The organism is Bradyrhizobium diversitatis (genome assembly GCF_016031635.1).
In the GTDB taxonomy this organism is placed as follows: Bacteria; Pseudomonadota; Alphaproteobacteria; order Rhizobiales; family Xanthobacteraceae; genus Bradyrhizobium; species Bradyrhizobium diversitatis.
Map to the genome: position 1 here is coordinate 121,821 of NZ_JACEGD010000002.1, position 18,915 is coordinate 140,735.

Sequence of the window (18,915 nt, forward strand, 5' to 3'; positions counted from 1 at the left end):
CCTCGAAACACCCGGTCCCCTTGGGAGCGCCACCTATGACTGGCCGGCGAACTCGCTATGCAGCCAGCCTGGGAATTTCCCGCTCTATCAATCGCAAGAATCGGGTGTTGTGAGCCCCCGCAACCACCGATTCTTGCGATATCGGCGCAGGCGACCCGGAAGGGTCGCCTTTCGCGTTTTGGGAACCGTTTCGCAGAGATCGGGTGTTGCGCCTCCCCGCAACCAAATTCGGATTTTGCCGGATCCGACACGAAAATGGCCCGCTTGATGCGGGCCATTTTTGTTTTGGGAGGCGGGTCGCCGGTGCTGTCTCCGAGGGGACCACACGCGGGCCGGCAAAGTGCCAACTCGCGCAGAGCAGGACATCAGGTCGCCGGATGCGGCCTACTTCTCGGAGTGCTCCTGCCGAGCTTCGGCCGAGGCATCCGCCTTCCGCGACTTGGTCGTGTAAGGGCAGACCATGGTGAGGTTGAGCAGCGTCGGCGCCTTGTCTTCACCATTGCCATATTCCCAGACCAGACGAATCTCGTGCTGGTCGGAATTGGCGTCGTCCTTTTGGTGCTGCCGGATGTCGGCCTTCATCGGGATCGGCGGCTCCGAGTTGAAGCACTTGCGGATGGATGCATCCAGCAGCGCGCATTTCGTCGGCGGCACCACGACGCGCTCGTCGTTCGACAGCGGCGTGGTGTTGGGCTGGGCGGTGAGCTGAAGGCGGGCGTGGCCGAGCGCCTTGAACCAGACCTTGCCGCTGCCGTTCGGCCACGTGTCGAGCGGCGAAAGGATCGGCTGATACTGGCCGTATTCCATCGTCTCGATGTCGATCTGCTTGGAGGCCTTGAGCCGGGCCACGCTCTTCTTCATGTTTTCGAGCGGGTAGTAGTTGGCGTTCATCAGGTCTTTGTATTGCTGGTCGTCGTAGATCGAACCCATTGATGGCTCCCCAATTCCTTGACCCGGCTTCTGAGAGCGTATCATTCGAAAAGAAACAAAGTCAACGAAAGCAACCTGAGGGAGTTTCGCCGTGCGTGCCTATTTGTCGGCGGCGCTCGCCAAATTCAGCTTGCCCTTCGTGTCCTCCTTGCGAGGCTCCCAGCGCGTAAACGCAACTGCTGCGCAGGAGAGAAGGCCGAGCGATGCCATCGAAGCGGCCGTAAGCGCGAAGAAGCCCTCGGCAGTTGCCGCCTGCGACATCAGATACGAGCCGCCGAGCACGATGAGGAGAAGCCGGGCAGTCTGTGCCAGCACCGGACCGAGCACGTTGCCCGCGCCCTGCGACGAAAAATACATCGCCGAGGCAAGCCCGATGAAGGCGTAGAACGGGGCGACGGTCCGCAGAAACTGCCGGCTGGCGGCATGCGCTTCAGCATTGTCGGTGAAGAGGCGAACCCACGGGTCGGGGAAGAGAGCGGCCGCGCATGCGAGTCCTCCGATCACAATGAGCGCGACAACGCCGGTCGTCCAGGCGATGCGACGGGCTCGCGCGATGCGTCCCGCACCGATCGCAACACCGATCATGGGTACCGAGCCGATGCCGATCGAGAAAGCAATGGTCGCCAGCACATATTCGAGCCGGGCTCCGATGCCATAAGCCGCGAGGACCGCGGTGCCGAACACGGCCAGCATATGAGTAAAGACAAGGTTGGTCAGCGTATTTTGCAGCGGGGAGAAGCAGGCGACTACGCCGACCTTGAGGATGTCGGCGAACAACGCCCACCGCATGCGAAACCCGCGCAATCGGGGGACGATGCGGCCCCGCCCGGAGAACAGGTACCAGCTCATGATCGCGATATTGATTGAATAGGCGATCAATGACCCCGTCGCGACTCCCGGCATGCCGAATTGCGGCACAGGTCCGAGACCAAGACCCAGCGTTCCGCCCAGGATGATCTGGCAGATCGCTGAATTGACGATCATCATCGACGGCAATTTCATGTTGCCGGTGCCGCGCAGGACGCCGGCCAGAATATTGACCAGCCAGGTGAGCACGGCTCCGCCGAAATACACTTGGCTATAAGCGACCGCCTGCGCCAGTACGTCACCTCGGCCGCCGAGCAGCTCTAGTAGCTGCCGGCCACCGAGCATCATGCCCAGCATGAAGGCGAGGCCGAAGAAGATCGCGATCAGCAGCGCGTGCGTGGCGAGACTTTCGGCGCGGTCGCGGTCGCCGGCGCCGAGCGCGCGGGCAATGGCCGAGGCGACGCCCCCGCCCATGGCCGCGCCGGACATGCTCATGGTCAGCATCACGCAGGGAAACACCAGCGCCATCGCCGCCAGCGCCTCGAGTCCCAGCCTGCCGATGTAGGAGGTTTCTGCAATCGCAACCAAAGTGCCGGCCGAAAACGCGAGCGCATTCGGCCAGGCAAGCGAGAGCAGCGTGCGGAGGATCGGTCCGTCGAGCAACGCATTCGCGGCCGGGCGAGGTGGCGATGACATCGGGCCTTCCTCCGTCGACCCGTCAGGTCCGGATCAGGATTTGGAAGGCCTATGCGGACAGACCATCGTTAGATAGAGCAGCGTCGGCTTGTCCGAGCCCTTCTTGTATTCCCATTCCAGCCGAATCTCGTGCCGGTGGGCGTAGGCATCGCTTGGCGCGTGGGTGATGATGTTGGTCTTCATCGGGATCGGCGGCTCGGAATTGAAGCATTTCCGGACGCAGGCATCGAGCAGATCGCATCGCGTCAGCGGGATGACGCCGGGCTCATCCCTGGACAGCGGAACCGTGTTAGGTTGGGTACTGAGGTCGACGCGAGCCCGGCCCTTTTCCTTGTGCCAGTACTTGGCGCTGCCTTGCGGCCATTTCGACGGCGGGTTCAAGATCAGGTGGTATTGGCCGTATTCCAAAGTCGCTAGATCGATGTCTTCCGAGGCCTTGAGCTTGGCCACGCTCTTCTTCATGTTCGCCAGCGGATAGTAATTGCTGTTCATCAGGTCTTTAAACGGCTTACCGGAATAGACTATCATGCCCATGTATTCTGCCCCTCAATCAGTGCCTGGCTTCCCCGGGAAATATGCAGCTCTGCGAAGCTTGACGGCGAAAACAAGAGCCTGGCGGCTCGTCGTTCGCAGCCACTTTTTCGCGCCGCTCTTGGCAAGCTAACACTTGGAGCTGTGAATCGTCCAGATCAGCAAACGGCTGGGGAGCTCTATGCCCAGGATGAACTGCATCCCCGTTGCTAAGCAGGTTTTCATAAGCGATCTTATCGCCCTCGTTCGCAGTGGCCACCGACCATACCGCTGCAAGGTCTTGAGAGTACGGAATGCTTTGCACGGCGTGTCAGTCGACGATCGACCCAGGCGACAGCCGCTGCCCCAATTGCGGCGCACGCGTGCGCCGCTCCGATCCCGACAGTGAACGACGGTTTGTCACAATCCTTCGGGCCGATGTGATCGATTCCACCGGGCTCGTTGCCGAGCTGGACCCGGAGGAGGCGGTCTCACGCCTGGAGCCGGCGCTGGCGGCGATGAGAGGGGCGGTCAGGCAGTTCGGCGGCATCGTCAGCAAGGAGCTGGGCGATGGGCTTGCGGCGGTGTTCGGCGCTCCCATTGCGGACGACAATCATGCGCCGATGGCCTGTCACGCGGCGATCGAACTCGTGCGGCGAGTCGCAAGCCTGGGTGACCCCGGTCTTCAAGTGCGGGTCGGCCTGCACTCCGGCCATGTCGTTGCCTACATGGTCGCCAGCGAGTTCTCCAAGGTCTACGAGATCGGTGGTGCCGCGCAGCACCTGGCCGCGCGGCTGGAAGCGGCGGCCGAGGCGAACCAGATCTACGCCTCGGAAGCCTGCCAAAAGCTTGCTGAGGGACATGTCCGGTTCGAATCGCTGGGCAGCAAGTCGCTGCGCGGCTTTAGCCAGCCCGTGCCGGTCTATCGGATCGTAGGCGCGAGCGACCTGTCGAGTTGGCGGGTGCGGCGGGCGCGCAGTGTCTCTCGCTTCGTCGATCGCACTGCCGAGCGGGCTCTGCTGGAGCGTACAGCCCGAAACGCCAGGGCAAGCCGGCAGACGGTTCTGCTGCTCGGCGATGCGGGCATCGGCAAGTCGCGACTCGCGCATGAGTTTGCCCAGGAACTGAAGGCCGATGGCTGGCGGTTGATCGACGCCGAGGCCAGCCCGAATCTTCAGAGTGCGCCCTTCAACACACTCAAGCGGATCCTCCTGTCGGCAATGGATGCAGCAGCTAAGGACCCCGGCAGCCCGGGGGATCCTCGGAAGGATCTGTCGGCGATTCAGCAAACCGCGCTCGACGCGGTGCTCGATCTGCCAATATCGAGTCCACACTGGGACGAGCTGGAGCCTCATGCACGGGGACGAGCGATCTCCGATGCGAGCTGTGCGATCATCAAAAGCTTGGCCAGTCGGCAGCAAACGGTGATTCTGCTTGAGGATCTGCATTGGATAGACCGGGCCAGCGATATCGTCGTAGCCGCCATTGCGTCGCTACAGGCGGCCGGTCTGCTTGTGCTGTTCACCTCGCGCCCCAATGGGATGCCGGTCTGGATCGCGCGCTGCCACGCTGAGATCGTCGCGATGCGGCCCCTCGACGACGATTCGGGGCTGGCCATGCTGGCAGACATGCTTGGCTCCTCCGCGACGAACTCCGACCTGAAGAGCCGGATCATATCGCATACCGCAAACGTTCCTCTGTTCATCGAAGAGGTTTGCCGCGGATTGAAGGACAGCGGCACGCTTCGCGGCCAATGGGGCGATCTTGCGCTCGTGCGTCCAATCGACGAACTCGGTATTCCCACCAGTATCCAGGGCGTTATTGCAGCGCGTCTCGATCGGGTGTCGAAGCAAGAACGATCTGTTCTGCAGATAGCCGCTACTTTGGGGCCGAGATCGAACGAAGCGATGCTGGCGAAGATTGCGATCCTGTCTCACGAGGTTCTACAGGGTTGCCTCGCCGCGCTGGATCGCGCCGAGTTGCTCGTCAGGATCGATAGCGAATTGGAGAATTCGCTGGAGTTCCGGCATGAAATGGTCCGGCAGGTCACCTACGACTCGATGGTCGAAAAGGTGCGCGAAGACATTCATGCGCGCGTACTTGCTGTCCTGGAGAGCAGCGAAGGCGGTGCCGACGATCCCGACAAGCTCTGCTATCACGCCATGCGGGCGAAGGATTGGGGCAAGTCGTTCACGTATGGCAGGGCGTCGGCGAGACGATGCCTGGCGCGGTCGGCATTTACCGATGCGGCTGACTATTTCGAGACCGCGATGCGTTCTTTGGATATGACACCGGCGAATCCCTCGAGGGAGACGAATGCCGTGGATATTCGCATCGAGGCGCGTGCGGCGTTCATCGCATCCGGCCAGATTGCCGAATGGCTGAACCTCGGCAAGGAGGCCGAGCGCCGTGCCGATGCGATCAACGACATCGGCCGGAAGGTCGCTGCCATGACGGTCATGGCGGCTGCACAGAACTTCTACGGGACACCGATCGAAGCGGTCACCGTCGGTGAGGAAGTGGTGCGCCTTGCGCAGGAGTGGGGCAATCCGGGTTGGCTCAATGCTGCACAATACGGCCTTGGCCAGGTGTATTTTCTTGCCGGACGCTATCGGGACGCCGATCGGTTTTTCGCACGGACCTGCGCGCAACTGTCGGGGCCGGAAGCCAGTGCTCCTTTCGGCTCCACGCCGAAATACGCGCTGTTGCTATGCCGCATGATGAGCAGCATCACCCACACCGTCATGGGTGAGCTCGACGCCGCCGAGCAGCTCCAGCAACAGGCCGCCGAGATCGCCGAGGAGACCGGCCGTCCCTACGACCGCGTCGCCGCCGCCTATAGCGGCGGCTGGCTGAAGCTTGGGCAGAACGATCCCGCGGCCGCCGCCGCCATCCTCGAAGAGGGGTTCGTGCTCGCGCAGAAGCACGGCATCCGGCTGTTCGTGCCAGTGCTGGCCTGCCACCTCGGCATCGCCTATCTCGAGCAGGGCCTGTTCGACCGGGCGCGCGGCATGCTGACGGAGGCGCGCGAGGAAGCGAAGGCGGTCGGCTACACCTCGGCGGTGCTGCGCAGCTCGATCTACCTGGCGCTCGCCACCCATCGCCTCGGCGATGTCAGGGCCGCGCAGAACATGCTGCGCGAGGCCCGCAACACCGCCCGCCAGCAGGGGTTTTCAGGCCTCGAGGCCGAGGCCCTGTTCGGCGAGGCCGTCGTGACGCCGCCATCGGACGCGGCGAACAAGGCCGCCATCGTCGTCGCCCTGCGCGCCGCCATCGCCATCGCCTCCGAAAGCGGCGCGCTGCCGCTGAAGCAGAAAGCCGAGGCGATGCTGACCGGGATGGTCGCCCGGGACAATCGGCTCAGCTGAGCCTGCTCCCGGTCGGTCTGGCGACAGCGCCGCGCCCCCACGAACCTGCCCGACGCGTCAAATAAATCCCGTAGCTAAAACAAGGGGATCGCTACTGTGCATGGGGTTGTTTTCGCCCTTTTTGGTTGGGGCAGATCGAAGCCGTGCCCGGACACCGGCTCCGAGCCGCGTGGCGGAGGGCCAATCAGGCCAGAAACGCCCGAAACCGCCGCAGCGCGATCACGAAGAAGACGCCGCCGATCACGGCGAGCGCGGCAAGCTGCGGCCACACCGCCTCCAGGCCCGCGCCGCGGAACAGGATCGCCTGCGCCAGCATCACGAAATGCGTGTTGGGCGCCGCCAGCATGATGTCCTGGACGAATTGCGGCATGCTCTCCCGCGGCGTCATGCTGCCCGACAGGGTCTGCAGCGGCAGCAGGATCATGATCAGCAGCAGTCCGAACTGCGGCATCGATCCGGCGACGGTGGCGAGGAAGATGCCCATGCTGGTGGTGGCGAACAGCTGCAGCGCCGCGCCGACCAGAAACAGCGCCAGCGAGCCGTCGATCGTGACCGCCAGCCATCCCTTGACGACGAAGGCGATCGACAGCGCCGAGGCGATCAGCACCACCGCTCCCATCGACCAGACCTTGCTCACCATGATCTCGAGCGGCGTGACCGGCATCACCAGGAGGTGCTCGATCGTGCCGTGCTCGCGCTCGCGGATCAGCGCGGCGCCGGTCAGGATGATCGAGAGCATGGTGATCGAGGTGATGACGTGATCAATGGCGCCGAACCACGACTTCTTCAGCTCGGGGTTGAACCTTGCCCGCAGCGCCAGTTCGATCGGCGCGGCCTGCGCATTGCGCGCACGCGCCAGGAACTCCGCGACCTCCGCGCTGACGATCTGCTCGATATAGCCGCCGCCGTTGAACGCCTGCGAAATGCGCGTCGCATCGATGTTGAGCTGGATCGTGGGCGATTTGCGCGCCAGCAGATCGCGCTGGAAATCCGGCGGGATGTCGAGCGCGAAGGTGTCGATGCCGGCGTCCATCCTGCGGTCCATCTCGTATTGCGAGATCAGGCGCGGCGTCGAGAAATAGGGCGGGGTGAACGCCATCCCGATCCGGGTCGAGACCGGCGAATGGTCTTCGTCGACGATGGCGATCGCGGCGTGATTCAGGGTGTCCGGCAGCGCCTTTGCGCCGGCATAAACCGCCAGCGTGAACGAATAGACGATCAGCACCAGCAGCATGGGGTCGCGCACCAGGCCGCGCAGTTCCTTGATGCCGAGCTGAAACACATTGTCGAAGCGCATGGTCAGCGGGCCTGTTTCTTCAGCAGCATCGTGCCGGCGATCACCAGGACGGGGACCATGATGGCGAGCGCCAGGAGATCGTTGTGGAGGGTGTCGAACCCCAAGGCCTTGGAGAACGTGCCGCGCGAGATCGTGACGAAATAGGTGGTGGGATAGAGCCGCCCGATCAGGGCGCCCAGTCCCTGCAGCGACGAGACCGGATCGATCAGCCCGGAATACTGGATGGCCGGGATCAGCGTGATCAGGACGGTGCCGAACAGGGCCGCGATCTGGCTGTTCATGAAGGCCGAGATCACCATCCCCATGCCGGTCGTGGCCGTGACGTAGAGCAGCGCGGCCAGCGCGTAGGTCGGGAAGCTCCCGGTGAAAGGCACGCGGAAGACGGTGAGCGCAAAGCCGACGAGGAGGAGGAAGTTTCCGAATGCCAGCACGACATAGGGCAGCTGCGTGCCGAGCAGGAATTCCAGCCGCGTCACCGGCGTGACGTAGAAATTGACGATCGATCCGAGCTCCTTCTCGCGCACCACCGCCAGCGCGGCGAGCACCGCCGGAATCATGATCAGCAGCAACGGGATGATGCCCGGTGCCATGGCGACGACGCTGATGACATCAGGATTGTAGCGGTAGCGCACCTGGAGCTGGTAGGTGCCGGCGATCGCCGCATCGCCATAGAGCTCGCGGCCCTTCTGCGCGAGCCAGGTCGCGTGGATCGCCTGGGCGTAGGAGCGCAGCGTCTCGGCCCGCGTCGGATTGGCGCCGTCGACCCAGGCGCCGATCTCGACATGGCGGCCGCGGCTGACGTCGCGGCCGAAGCCCGGCGGCAGCTCGATCGCGAGGCCGATCTCGCCGGCGCGCATGCGGCGGTCGAGATCGGCGTAGTCGGAGATCGGAGATTTCTGGGTGAAGTAGCGCGAGCCCGCGATCTGGAGGCTGTAGTCGCGGCTGATCGTGCTGTCGTCGCGGTCGAGCACCGCGAAGGTCAGATTCTCGACGTCCATGCTGATGCCGTAGCCGAGCACGAACAGCAGCAGCACGCTGCCGAGGATCGCGAGCGTGGCGCGGATCGGATCGCGCCGCAGCTCGAGCGTCTCCCGGCGGGAATAGGCGAGCATGCGCGTCGGATTGAACGCGGCGCTGTGCCGACGGACCGCTGTGGGGCTCGCAGATGCAGGCGGTGACGAGGCGGCCGCCGGCTGGCGGGCCGGCTCCGTCGTGTCCGCGATCGCCTCTTCCAGGCAGGCGATGAAGGCTTGCTCGAGCGTGGCGGTGCCGCGCGCGGCCACGATCGCGGCGGGCGTATCCGACGTCAGCACCTTGCCGGCGTGCATCAGCGAGATCCGATCGCAGCGCTCGGCCTCGTTCATGAAATGGGTGGAGACGAAGATGGTGACGTTGTCCTTGCGGGAGAGCTCGGCGAGGATCTGCCAGAAGCGGTCGCGGGCGACCGGATCCACGCCGGAGGTCGGCTCGTCGAGGATGAGGATGTCGGGCGCATGGATCATGGCAACCGCCAGCGACAGCCGCTGCCGCAGCCCGAGTGGCAGGGCGTCGGGCAGGGCATCGACGACGTCGGCAAGATCGAACCGGGCGATCATCTCGTCGATGCGCGCGGCGATGGTGTCTGCCGGCAGCTCGAACAGGCGCGCATGCAGATCGAGATTCTGCGTGACCGTGAGTTCGGAATAGAGTGAGAAGCCCTGCGACATATAGCCGATGCGCCGCCGCACCGACATGTCGCCGGCATCGATGGTGTTGCCGAACAGCCGCGCGGTGCCTTCGCTCGCGGGCAGGAGGCCGGTGAGCATCTTCATGGTCGTGGTCTTGCCGCAGCCGTTCGAGCCGAGAAAGCCGAAGATTTCGCCCTTCCTGATGCGGAAGCTGACATCGTCGACGGCAACGAAACCATCGAACCGCCGGGTCAGATGCTCGGCTTCGATCGCGATCTCCGCGTGGTCCTCGTCGCGCGGCGGGATGACCACCTTGGTATGGTTGCTGCGCTCGGCCTCGGGCAGAAGACGGATGAAGGCGTCATCCAGCGTATCGGCGCCGGTCTGCCGCTTGAGTTCGGCGGGCGTTCCGGTCGCCAGCACGCGGCCGGCGTTCATCGCGATCAGGAAATCGAACTGCGCAGCCTCCTCCATGTAGGCGGTCGAGACGATCACGCTCATGCCGGGCCGGCTGTCGCGGATCGAGTTGATCAATTCCCAGAACTGGCGGCGCGACAGCGGATCGACGCCGGTGGTCGGCTCGTCCAGGATCAGGAGCTCGGGATCGTGGATCAGCGCGCAGCACAGGCCGACCTTCTGCTTCATGCCGCCGGAGAGCTTTGCCGCCGGCCGGTCGGCAAAGGGCGTCAGGCCGGTGTCGCGCAGCAGGCCCGCGATCCGCCTGTTCCGCTCCGCCTTGTCGTGCCCGAACAGGCGACCGAAGAAGTCGATGTTCTCGAACACCGACAGTGTCGGGTACAGATTCTTGCCGAGGCCCTGCGGCATGTAGGCGATGTCGGGGCACACGTTGCGGCGGTGGCGCGCGCTCGCCATATCGCCGCCGAGCACGTGGATGCGTCCCTCCTGGATCGCGCGCGCGCCCGCGATCAGGGCGAGCAGGCTCGATTTGCCGACTCCGTCGGGGCCGATCATCCCGACCATGCAGCCGGCCGGCAGGTCGAGCGTGATGGACTCGAGCGCCCGGGTCTTGCCGTAGCTCAGGCCCACGCCTTCCAGATGCACCACGCTGCCGACGGCAGCCGGTGTTTCGGCTGCGGCAGTCGTGCTCATCTCGTCAACTTGATCTTGAGGTTGTCGGGCCATTGCGCCGCCGGATCGAGCTGCACATAGGCCATGCCGGGAAGGCCGGTCTTTACGTGCTCGATGTGCTGGCGCAGCAGGTCGGGCGCGATATGCGCCTTGATGCGGAACATCAGCTTTTGGCGCTCCTCCTCGGTCTCGACGGTCTTGGGCGTGAACTGCGCGACGTCGGCGACGAAGGTGGCCTTGGCGGGGATCACATATTGTGGGATGGCGTCAAGCACGAGGCGGACCTCGGCGCCGATCGCGACGCGGCCGGCCGCGGCCGTCGGCAGGAAGAACGTCATGTAGACGTCGCCGAGATCGACCATGTTGAGGACGCGGCCGCCGGCAGCGAGCACTTCGCCGGGCTGCGACACGCGATACTGCACGCGGCCGTCGCGCGGCGCCTTCAGCACGCTGTCGTTGAGGTCGGCATTGATGCTTTCGATCGCGGCCTTTGCCGCGTCGACGGCGGCGCCGGCGTCGATCACCATGGCGCGGGAGGAGCTGATCGCGGCTTCCGATGCCGCGACCTGGGCATGGGACGCGGCCAGCGCCGCTTTCGCCGTGGCGTTGGCGGAGCGGTCGTCGTCCAGGACCTGCTGGGATACCGCACTCGTCTTGATCAATTGTTCGGACCGGTCGAGCTTGCGGCTCGTGGTGTCGAGCTGGGCGATGCGCTGGTCGACCACGGCCTCCGCAGCCCTGCGTTCGGCCTCGCGCTGGTTCACCAGGCTCTTCGCGGTCTCGACATTGATCATTGCGCGCTGGAGCTGCGCTTCGGCCTGGCGGCGCTGGGCCTGCAGCTGCTCGGTATCCATGCGTGCCAGAACCTGGCCCGCGCTGACGAAATCGCCTTCGTTGACCAGGATCTCGCGGATTCGTCCCGGCGTCTTGGTGGCGATGTCGATCTCGACTGCCTCGATGCGGCCATTGCCGCGGGCGAAACCCGGTGGCAGCGCGTCGGCATCACGGTGCTGCCAATAATAATAGCCGCCGCCCGCGAGCAGGACGGCGATCACGGCGACGACGCGACCCGGTGTAAAGTTCATCTGTGCACAACGCCGTGCGGTGGCGCCCAATGTTGAGATACGAACGCCCGGCCGCTGATCGCGCGGCAAGGACGAGCTCAACATTGCAGCTAATTTTGCACCGCAGCTTGATGCAGATCAGACGCGCAGCGCGCGGCGTGCTGCCTCTATTTTGGGCCGCGCGTCGTCATCGCCACGCGTCCGCCCTGATCGGCCGAGCGGACGCGCGAGACTTGGTGGAGGGGGCGCCGTCGGCTCGATCCGGGCCGTCTCACTTCACCAGCGGGCAGCCGCCGTCCTTCAGCGGCCGGAACGCCTGGTCCGCGGGAACTTCGGCGAGCAGCTTGTAGTAATCCCAGGACCCCTTCGATTCCTCGGGCTTCTTCACCTGGAACAGGTACATGCTGTGCACCATGCGGCCGTCCTCGCGCAAGGTGCCGTTGTCGGTGAAGGCGTCGCGCACTGGCAGCTCGCGCATCTTCGCCATCACCGTCTTGGTGTCCCTGGTGCCGGCAGCCTGCACGGCCTTGAGATAATGCAGCGTCGCGCTGTAGGTCGCCGCCTGGTTCATCGTCGGCATGCGCTTGACGCGTTCCAGAAAGCGTTTGCCGAAGGCGCGAGTCCTGTCGTTGAGGTCCCAATAATAGGCCTCGGTGACGATCAGGCCTTGCGCCAGCTTGAGCCCGAGGCTGTGCACGTCGGAGATGAACATCACGATCGCAGCCAGGTTCTGGCCCCCGGCAACGATGCCGAACTCGCCGGCCTGCTTGATCGCGTTGATGGTGTCGCCGCCGCCGTTCGCGAGGCCGATGATCTTGGCCTTGGAAGCCTGGGCCTGAAGCAGGAACGAGGAGAAGTCCGCCGTGTTGAGGGGATGCTTGACGCTGCCCAGCACCTTGCCGCCGGAGGCCTTTACCACGTCACCGGTGTCGCGCTCGACCGAATGGCCGAACACGTAGTCCGCGGTCAGGAAGAACCAGGTGTCGCCGCCGTTCTTGACGATGGCGCTGCCGACGGTGTGCGCGTTGGCATAGGTGTCGTAGGTCCAGTGCGCGGTGTAGGGCGAGCAGGACTTTCCGGTGATGTCGGAGCTCGCCGCATCCGTCACGATCATGATCTTCTCGTACTGCTTCGACAGTTCCATCACCGCGAGCGCGGTCGCCGAAGTCGGCAGATCGATGATCATGTCGACGCCTTCGGTCTCCCACCATTTGCGGGCGATGGTGGAGGCGACGTCGGGTTTGTTGAGCACGTCGGCACTCAGCATCTCGATCGGCTTGCCGAACATCTGCCCGCCGAAGTCCTCGATCGCCATTTTGGTGGCCTCGACATTCCCCATGCCGCCGATGTCTGAATAGACGGACGAGAAGTCGGAGAGCACGCCGATCTTGAGCGGTGCCTGTTGGGCAGAGGTGGGGGCGATCAAGGCAGCCGACAGCAATCCGGCCGCAGACACGAGTGCCGCGATAGGTCTCATTGGATACGTTTCCTCTTATACGGGGCTACTCTGTCCCTTTGTCCGACAAAGCTAGAGCCAGGTTCCGGCAGAGTCAATTTCTTGCACCGGAGGCTTAAATGCGGGAGTTTGACGCATTCTCCGGTCAAGCATAAGGTTTGTCGGACAATCGCCAATGGAGTTTGATTTGCCTGTCGCTCCGCTGTTTCGTCCGATCGATGTCGCGCCCGCCTATCAGAAGGTTGCTGACGCCATCGAGCGCGAGATCGTCAATGGCCGCATCAAGCCGGGCGATCCCATCGGCACCGAGCACGATCTGGTCCGCCAATTCGGCGTCAATCGCTCGACCATTCGCGAGGGCATCCGCGTGCTGGAGGAAGGCGGGCTGATCAGGCGCGATTCCTCGCGCCGCCTGCACGCCTGCCTGCCGCGCTACAGCAAGCTCGCGAGCCGTCTCAGCCGCGCGCTGGTCCTGCACGAGGTCACCTTCCGTGAACTCTACGAGGCCTCGATGACGCTGGAAGTCGCCAGCATAGAGGGCGCGGTGGAACGGGCGACGGAGGAGAACATTGCCGAGCTCGCCGGCAATCTCGCGCGCAGCGAGGCCGTAGTCGGCGACGCCGCGATGCTTGCCGAATGCGATGCCGAATTCCATGTTCTGGTCGCCAAGGCCTCGCAGAACCGGGTGCTCCAGCTCGCGCGGGAGCCGGCAGCGCAGTTGTTCTATCCGACCACTGAGATGATCGTGACAGGTGTCGCCGAAGGCGGCCCGCGTCTCGTCGCGGCGCACCGCCATCTCATCGATGCGATCCGCCGCCGCGACCGCGAAGCCGGCGTGCTGTGGACGCGCCGGCACCTGCAGGACTGGCGGCGCGGCTTCGAGAAAATCGCGTCGCTCGATCGCTCGGTCGAGCACATGTACATGGAGCACGCGCAGGCGGCCCGCCGCAGATAGCGCCCCTGGAATTCGTGCAGCACAACAAACAAAGACATCACACGGAGGAACACATGACCGGCGACACCGCAGCCACCATCTCGAAAGCGCGCGAGCATTCGATCGGCGATCTCTTGCGCCGCTCGGCGGGCCGCGAGCCGAACAAGCTCGCGGTAAGCTGCGGCGGTGTGAGCTGGACCTTTGTCGAAATGGACGCGATCTGCAACCGGCTCGGCCGCGGCCTGCTCGGGCTTGGCGTCAGGAAGGGCGATCGCATCGCGGTGCTGTCGCGCAATTCGCACGCCTTCGCCGCGCTGCGCTTCGCGGCGGCGCGGATCGGCGCCGTGCTGGTGCCGATCAACTTCATGCTCAATCCGGACGAGATCAATTTCATCCTGAAGAGCTCCGGCGCGAAACTGCTCGCGACCGGACCGGACTTCGTCGAGCAGGCACGCGCGGCCAGCGCGAAGGATTGCGCGGTCGAGAAGATGATCTGGCTGCCGGGCGAGGATGCGGCCACGGCGCCTGCGGGGCTCACCACCTTCGACGATCTCCTCGACGCCGACGGCTCGTTCCTGGACGCATCGGTCGACAGCCGCGATCTCGCGCAGATCGTCTACACCAGCGGCACGGAATCCCTGCCCAAGGGCGCGATGCTGACCCACGAGGCCGTGATGTGGCAGTATGTCAGCTGCATCATCGACGGCGGCATGAGCGCGGACGACAAGTTCCTGCACGCGCTGCCGCTCTATCATTGCGCCCAGCTCGATGTCTTCCTGGGGCCGCAGATCTATCTCGGCGCCTCCGGCGTGATTACCGGCAAGCCGACTGCCGACAATATCCTGGCGCTGATCGAGGCACACAAGATCACGTCCTTCTTCGCGCCGCCGACGATCTGGATCGCGATGCTGCGCTCGCCGAACTTTGACAAGACCGATCTGTCGACTCTGCAGAAGGGTTATTACGGCGCCTCGATCATGCCGGTGGAAGTCCTGCTCGAGCTTCAGCGTCGCCTGCCCAACGTCAAGTTCTGGAATTTCTACGGCCAGACCGAGATCGCACCGCTCGCGACCGTGCTGCGGCCGGAGGACCAGCTGCGCAAGGCCGGCTCGGCCGGCAAGCCCGTGCTCAATGTCGAGACGCGCGTGGTCAACACGGCGATGGAGGATGTCAAGGTGGACGAAGTCGGCGAGATCGTGCACCGCTCGCCGCATCTGCTGTCCGGCTACTACAACGATCCCGTCAAGACCGCGGCCGCGTTCTCCGGCGGCTGGTTTCACTCGGGCGATCTCGCCACGGTCGACGACGAGGGCCACATCACCGTAGTCGATCGCGTCAAGGACATGATCAAGACCGGTGGCGAGAACGTCGCGAGCCGCGAGGTCGAGGAGATGGTCTATCGCATCCCCGCCGTCTCCGAGGTCGCCGTGGTCGGCCTGCCCGATCCGCGCTGGATCGAGGCGGTGACCGCAATCGTCGTGGTCAAGAGCGGGGAGACGCTGGACGAGGACGCCGTCATCAAGCACTGCGCCGGCCAGATGGCGCATTTCAAGGTGCCCAAGCGCGTCATCTTCGTCGACAGTCTGCCTAAGAATCCGAGCGGCAAGCTGCTGAAGCGCGAGCTGCGCCAGCGCTTCGTCGGCGGCGAGACGCTCGACAAGGCGATCCAGAAGAATTTCGGGACGTGAGGCCGCGCGCGGCTGCGCGCACGGGCGAAGTTTCGCTAGCCGGGGTCGTCGGCGAGCCTTCGCACGTCGTCCGGCGTCTGTCCGAAACGGCGGCGAAACGCGCGGTGGAAATAGGATACGTCGTGAAATCCCGCCAGATGCGCGATCTCGATGATCTTGCGTGTGCGCATGGCGGGATTTCGCAGCAACCGCTCGGCCCGCAGCAGCCGCTGCTCCAGCACGAAACCGCTATAGGTGATGCCGGCGCGCTCGAACAGCAATTGGATGGTGCGCGGGCTGATCCGGTGCGCGGCGGCAAGATCGGACAGCGACAAGGCGGGGCTGTCCAGCTGCGCCAGGATGTCGGACTTCAGGGCTTCGAGACGCGCCGCGGCAAGGCCGCGCGTCCGCGCCTCCTCGGCGGCATCGCCGCGGGCTCCGATCATCAACACAGAAAGATCGAACAGGTGCTGCGAAACCGCGTCGAGCTCCGAGGCTCCGAGCCCGGCAGCATGCGCATGTGCGAGGTCATAATATCGAAGGAACATCGATGCGATCGGCTTGAGGCCGTCGATCGGTCGTGCAATCAGGTCCTCGGCATTCGGGCAGGCGCGCAGCAGCGCCTTGCGGGGCAACAACGCGGTCTGGAAGTTGCCGTACGCGGTCTGAGTGACGCGGGCTCCCTTGATCGACGGATCTCCGATGGTGAGGTCGCCGGCGGCAACGTTCAGCGCGCGACGTCCCATGGCCCCGCTCAGGGCCGAATTCGGTGACATGACGACGACCAATTCGTCGTTCGTGCCCATGGACACGAAGCTCATCGGCGTGCCGAACGAGGCGGACAGTCTGATGCGCGGAAGGATGGCGGGAGTGATTGTCCGGTGCACAGGGCCGTCTCCGATGGGAACGAAATCGGTTCCCATCACTTGCCGGCAAAACTGCTCGCGCCAGCCCTCATAGGCCGGCCCCGTGGGATCGCCGTTGAATGAGAGCTGAGGCGGGGTCATCGGTCGGCCGTAAACGTTGGTGGGCGATCTGTATCCTGATCGGGTCACCGAGGTGCGGCAACGAGAAAAGCGCTGAATTGCGTGAAAAACCACTCGCAATCGCGCGTTGAACCAGTGACCAGGTGCCGCAGCAAGTCACTCCGCGCCGCTGAAGCTCAATACTCCTTCACCGCCGCCGCGAAGGCCAGCCACAGCGCAATCGACGCGAGCCCAAAGCCGCCGAGCAGCAGGAAAGTCGGCCCGTAGCCGATCCATTGCGCGATCCAGCCGCCAAGTGCGGGACTGAGACTCGCGCCGATGCCCTGCACCGTGATCACGGCGCCCTGGCCGAGATTGATGCGGCCGGTGCCGTTGAGCGAGCGCGCGACCGTGCCCGGGACGGCGACAGTCTGCAGCCCAGTGCCGATGCCGTCGAGCACCTGCATCGGCACGACGCCCCACCATCCCGTGACGAAGAAGGCGAGCACGCCGCGGACGGGTAAGAACATGAAGGATACCAGGATCACCGGCCAGTAGTTGCGCTTGCTCGCGGCCTTCATCGCGATCAGCGATGTCACGATCATCACGCCTTGCGCGATCACTACGGTGGTCGCGACGAAGCTCGGGCCGTTGGCCTGCCCTTCGGCCACCGCGGCTAGTCCGTAGAGCGGAACGATGGCGGCGTTGCCGAGATGGAAGAGCGCGAGGGTGAGAGCCAGCACGAGCAGCGCCCGGTGCTTAAGAAGCATCGTCATCGCATCCGGCGGAGCTTTGGAGTCGTCCTCCTTGCTGCCGCGCGCGGCGCGGTCGTCGATTGCCTTTGCGGGGATCATCAGGACGCAGGCGATGGCGATGGCACCGAACACGGCCGCCAGCGCGAACACGGCGACATAGCCAAACTTGTAGCCGAGATAGCCCGACAATGCGGCGCCGACCATGTTGCCCGCATGGTTGTAGGCCTGGTTGCGGCCATTGAGCGCATTGAAGCCCTTCTGCTTGGCGATGCCGAGCGTGATGCCCGTTACCGCCGGCACGATCGCGGCGCTCGCCAGCGATTGTGCGACCTGCGAGAACGTCACTGCCCAGAAGTTCTGCGAGATCAGGATGATCCCGGACGCGAGAACGACGCAGATGCCGGGAATGACGACCCAAAGCCGCTTGTTGCGGCTGGCATCGATGAAGCCCCCGATCGGCGTGGTGATCAGCATGCCCGCGACGTTGCCGATGGTCATGGCGGTGCCGATCAGCCCGCTGGCCCAGCCGCGTTCCTGAAGGAAGACACCCACGAACGGCCCGATGCCCGACTGCATGTCGGCCATGAAGAAGTTGAGCGCGAACAAAGGCCAGATACGGGGAGAGGTGGGAGACCGCGATGCCATCGATACTCGAACATGCTCTTCGTGTGTCGTGATCCCCTTGGCCAAATCGTTCTGGCGTGGACCTGAACGTAACGGGCGCTCACCGCGTTGGTTCCAGCCACTGTTGCCGGCCATCGATCTTGCCGGGAGCTTGTCCGCAATGTCATCCTGGACCTTCCCACGGAGCCCGAGTCATGCCTCTCTGGACCTGCGAAACCTGCGGTGCTCAATTTCCCTCACGCGGAGCGCCGCCCGACTCCTGCCCGATTTGCGAGGACGAGCGACAGTTCGTGAACTGGAAAGGGCAGACCTTTCTCGCGCGCGAGGAGCTCGCGCGGAGGCATCGACTGGTGGGCCGCGACGATCTTGGCCTCACCGGGATCGGGATGGAGCCGAGCTTTGCCATCGGGCAGCGCGCACTTTTGGTGCCTCAAGACGATGGCTGCGTGATGTGGGATTGCATTCCGCTTGCGACCGACGAGGCCATCCAGCATGTCGCGGCACTCGGCGGGCTGAAGGCCATCGCGATCTCGCATCCGCACTACTACGGCGCGGTCGCCGACTGGAGCGAAACGTTCGGCGGCGTGCCGGTGTACCTGCACGCCGATGACAGCGCCTTCGTCACTCGGCCTCATCCGGCGATCGTGCACTGGACCGGCGAGCGCCATCGCATCACCGATGACGTGCAACTGCTGCGCACCGGCGGCCACTTCGCCGGCGCCACCATGCTGCATTATAGGCGTGGTGCGGACGGCAAGGGCGCGTTGCTCACCGGGGACATCGCGCAGGTGACGATGGACCGCCGCTTCGTCAGCTTCATGTACTCCTATCCGAATTACATGCCGCTGGGCGCCGCCGCGGTGCGGCGGATCGCGGCAGCCGTCGAGCCGCTCGCCTTCGACCGGATCTACGGCGCCTGGTGGGGCCGCAACATCGCCAGCGGCGCCAAGGCGGCATTTGCTGCGTCGGTCGCGCGTTATCTGGCGGCCATCGCCTGAGCTGGTCTGCGAATCGGATTTATCTTGCCGGCATCGAATTACTGTACTAAAAGTACATTATAAGGCCTGCCCAAACGGTTCATCCGCC

The 18,915-nt window shown here is 64.5% G+C and carries 13 protein-coding genes; 4 read left to right on the forward strand and 9 right to left on the reverse strand.

Going from position 1 to position 18,915, the window contains the following annotated elements; genetic code table 11:
* Nucleotides 1–384: 384 nt before the first annotated feature.
* The 3 genes from H1B27_RS02045 to H1B27_RS02055 all read right to left on the reverse strand — a co-directional run bounded on the left by H1B27_RS02045 (nucleotide 385) and on the right by H1B27_RS02055 (nucleotide 2,967).
* On the reverse strand, nucleotides 385–930 hold the full coding sequence (locus tag H1B27_RS02045; RefSeq protein WP_197964820.1) for a hypothetical protein: 546 nt from the start codon (nucleotides 928–930) through the stop codon (nucleotides 385–387).
* Nucleotides 931–1,029: 99 nt separating this feature from the next.
* On the reverse strand, nucleotides 1,030–2,433 hold the full coding sequence (locus tag H1B27_RS02050; protein WP_197964821.1) for an MATE family efflux transporter: 1,404 nt from the start codon (nucleotides 2,431–2,433) through the stop codon (nucleotides 1,030–1,032).
* Between the two features lie 33 nt (nucleotides 2,434–2,466).
* The gene (locus H1B27_RS02055; protein WP_028179950.1) at nucleotides 2,467–2,967 is read right to left on the reverse strand and encodes a hypothetical protein; all 501 of its coding nucleotides are present in this window, start codon (nucleotides 2,965–2,967) and stop codon (nucleotides 2,467–2,469) included.
* Nucleotides 2,968–3,257: 290 nt separating this feature from the next.
* Here H1B27_RS02055 and H1B27_RS02060 point away from each other — a divergent pair, with 290 nt between their 5' ends.
* Entirely contained in the window at nucleotides 3,258–6,311 is a 3,054-nt protein-coding gene (locus H1B27_RS02060) for an ATP-binding protein (protein WP_197964822.1), read from the forward strand.
* 184 nt (nucleotides 6,312–6,495) lie between these two features.
* Here the strand turns inward: H1B27_RS02060 and H1B27_RS02065 are convergent, their stop codons facing one another.
* The 4 genes from H1B27_RS02065 to H1B27_RS02080 all read right to left on the reverse strand — a co-directional run bounded on the left by H1B27_RS02065 (nucleotide 6,496) and on the right by H1B27_RS02080 (nucleotide 12,905).
* Nucleotides 6,496–7,608, reverse strand: a complete 1,113-nt coding sequence (locus tag H1B27_RS02065) for an ABC transporter permease (RefSeq protein WP_197964823.1) — start codon at nucleotides 7,606–7,608, stop codon at nucleotides 6,496–6,498.
* Between the two features lie 2 nt (nucleotides 7,609–7,610).
* A complete protein-coding gene (rbbA, locus tag H1B27_RS02070; protein ID WP_197964824.1) occupies nucleotides 7,611–10,385 on the reverse strand; it encodes a ribosome-associated ATPase/putative transporter RbbA in 2,775 nt (924 codons plus the stop codon).
* Nucleotides 10,382–11,449 carry an HlyD family secretion protein gene (locus tag H1B27_RS02075; protein ID WP_197964825.1) on the reverse strand — a complete coding sequence of 356 codons (1,068 nt, stop codon included), beginning with the start codon at nucleotides 11,447–11,449 and terminating at the stop codon, nucleotides 10,382–10,384. The genes rbbA and H1B27_RS02075 overlap by 4 nt, the downstream gene beginning before the upstream one ends.
* Before the next feature lie 250 nt (nucleotides 11,450–11,699).
* Nucleotides 11,700–12,905 carry an ABC transporter substrate-binding protein gene (locus tag H1B27_RS02080; RefSeq protein WP_197964826.1) on the reverse strand — a complete coding sequence of 402 codons (1,206 nt, stop codon included), beginning with the start codon at nucleotides 12,903–12,905 and terminating at the stop codon, nucleotides 11,700–11,702.
* 154 nt (nucleotides 12,906–13,059) lie between these two features.
* On the opposite strand from H1B27_RS02080, the gene H1B27_RS02085 reads away from it, so the two are divergent.
* Entirely contained in the window at nucleotides 13,060–13,839 is a 780-nt protein-coding gene (locus H1B27_RS02085) for a FadR/GntR family transcriptional regulator (protein WP_061881056.1), read from the forward strand.
* A 53-nt stretch (nucleotides 13,840–13,892) separates the two neighbouring features.
* A complete protein-coding gene (locus H1B27_RS02090; protein ID WP_197964827.1) occupies nucleotides 13,893–15,506 on the forward strand; it encodes an acyl-CoA synthetase in 1,614 nt (537 codons plus the stop codon).
* Between the two features lie 35 nt (nucleotides 15,507–15,541).
* On the opposite strand, the gene H1B27_RS02095 is transcribed toward H1B27_RS02090, so the two are convergent.
* Nucleotides 15,542–16,492: a helix-turn-helix transcriptional regulator gene (locus H1B27_RS02095; protein ID WP_197964828.1), complete on the reverse strand. Its 951-nt coding sequence runs from the start codon at nucleotides 16,490–16,492 to the stop codon at nucleotides 15,542–15,544.
* 155 nt (nucleotides 16,493–16,647) lie between these two features.
* Nucleotides 16,648–17,850 carry an MFS transporter gene (locus H1B27_RS02100; protein WP_197964829.1) on the reverse strand — a complete coding sequence of 401 codons (1,203 nt, stop codon included), beginning with the start codon at nucleotides 17,848–17,850 and terminating at the stop codon, nucleotides 16,648–16,650.
* 173 nt (nucleotides 17,851–18,023) lie between these two features.
* Here H1B27_RS02100 and H1B27_RS02105 point away from each other — a divergent pair, with 173 nt between their 5' ends.
* Entirely contained in the window at nucleotides 18,024–18,827 is an 804-nt protein-coding gene (locus H1B27_RS02105) for an MBL fold metallo-hydrolase (RefSeq protein WP_197964830.1), read from the forward strand.
* Nucleotides 18,828–18,915: the final 88 nt, after the last annotated feature.

Excerpts from the sequence above, each read along its gene's own strand:
- H1B27_RS02045 (WP_197964820.1), bottom strand. The coding sequence starts at position 930 with ATGGGTTCGATCTACGACGACCAGCAATACAAAGACCTGATGAACGCC.
- H1B27_RS02050 (WP_197964821.1), bottom strand. The coding sequence starts at position 2,433 with ATGTCATCGCCACCTCGCCCGGCCGCGAATGCGTTGCTCGACGGACCG.
- H1B27_RS02055 (WP_028179950.1), bottom strand. The coding sequence starts at position 2,967 with ATGGGCATGATAGTCTATTCCGGTAAGCCGTTTAAAGACCTGATGAAC.
- H1B27_RS02060 (WP_197964822.1), top strand. The coding sequence starts at position 3,258 with ATGCTTTGCACGGCGTGTCAGTCGACGATCGACCCAGGCGACAGCCGC.
- H1B27_RS02065 (WP_197964823.1), bottom strand. The coding sequence starts at position 7,608 with ATGCGCTTCGACAATGTGTTTCAGCTCGGCATCAAGGAACTGCGCGGC.
- rbbA (WP_197964824.1), bottom strand. The coding sequence starts at position 10,385 with ATGAGCACGACTGCCGCAGCCGAAACACCGGCTGCCGTCGGCAGCGTG.
- H1B27_RS02075 (WP_197964825.1), bottom strand. The coding sequence starts at position 11,449 with ATGAACTTTACACCGGGTCGCGTCGTCGCCGTGATCGCCGTCCTGCTC.
- H1B27_RS02080 (WP_197964826.1), bottom strand. The coding sequence starts at position 12,905 with ATGAGACCTATCGCGGCACTCGTGTCTGCGGCCGGATTGCTGTCGGCT.
- H1B27_RS02085 (WP_061881056.1), top strand. The coding sequence starts at position 13,060 with ATGGAGTTTGATTTGCCTGTCGCTCCGCTGTTTCGTCCGATCGATGTC.
- H1B27_RS02090 (WP_197964827.1), top strand. The coding sequence starts at position 13,893 with ATGACCGGCGACACCGCAGCCACCATCTCGAAAGCGCGCGAGCATTCG.
- H1B27_RS02095 (WP_197964828.1), bottom strand. The coding sequence starts at position 16,492 with ATGACCCCGCCTCAGCTCTCATTCAACGGCGATCCCACGGGGCCGGCC.
- H1B27_RS02100 (WP_197964829.1), bottom strand. The coding sequence starts at position 17,850 with ATGGCATCGCGGTCTCCCACCTCTCCCCGTATCTGGCCTTTGTTCGCG.
- H1B27_RS02105 (WP_197964830.1), top strand. The coding sequence starts at position 18,024 with ATGCCTCTCTGGACCTGCGAAACCTGCGGTGCTCAATTTCCCTCACGC.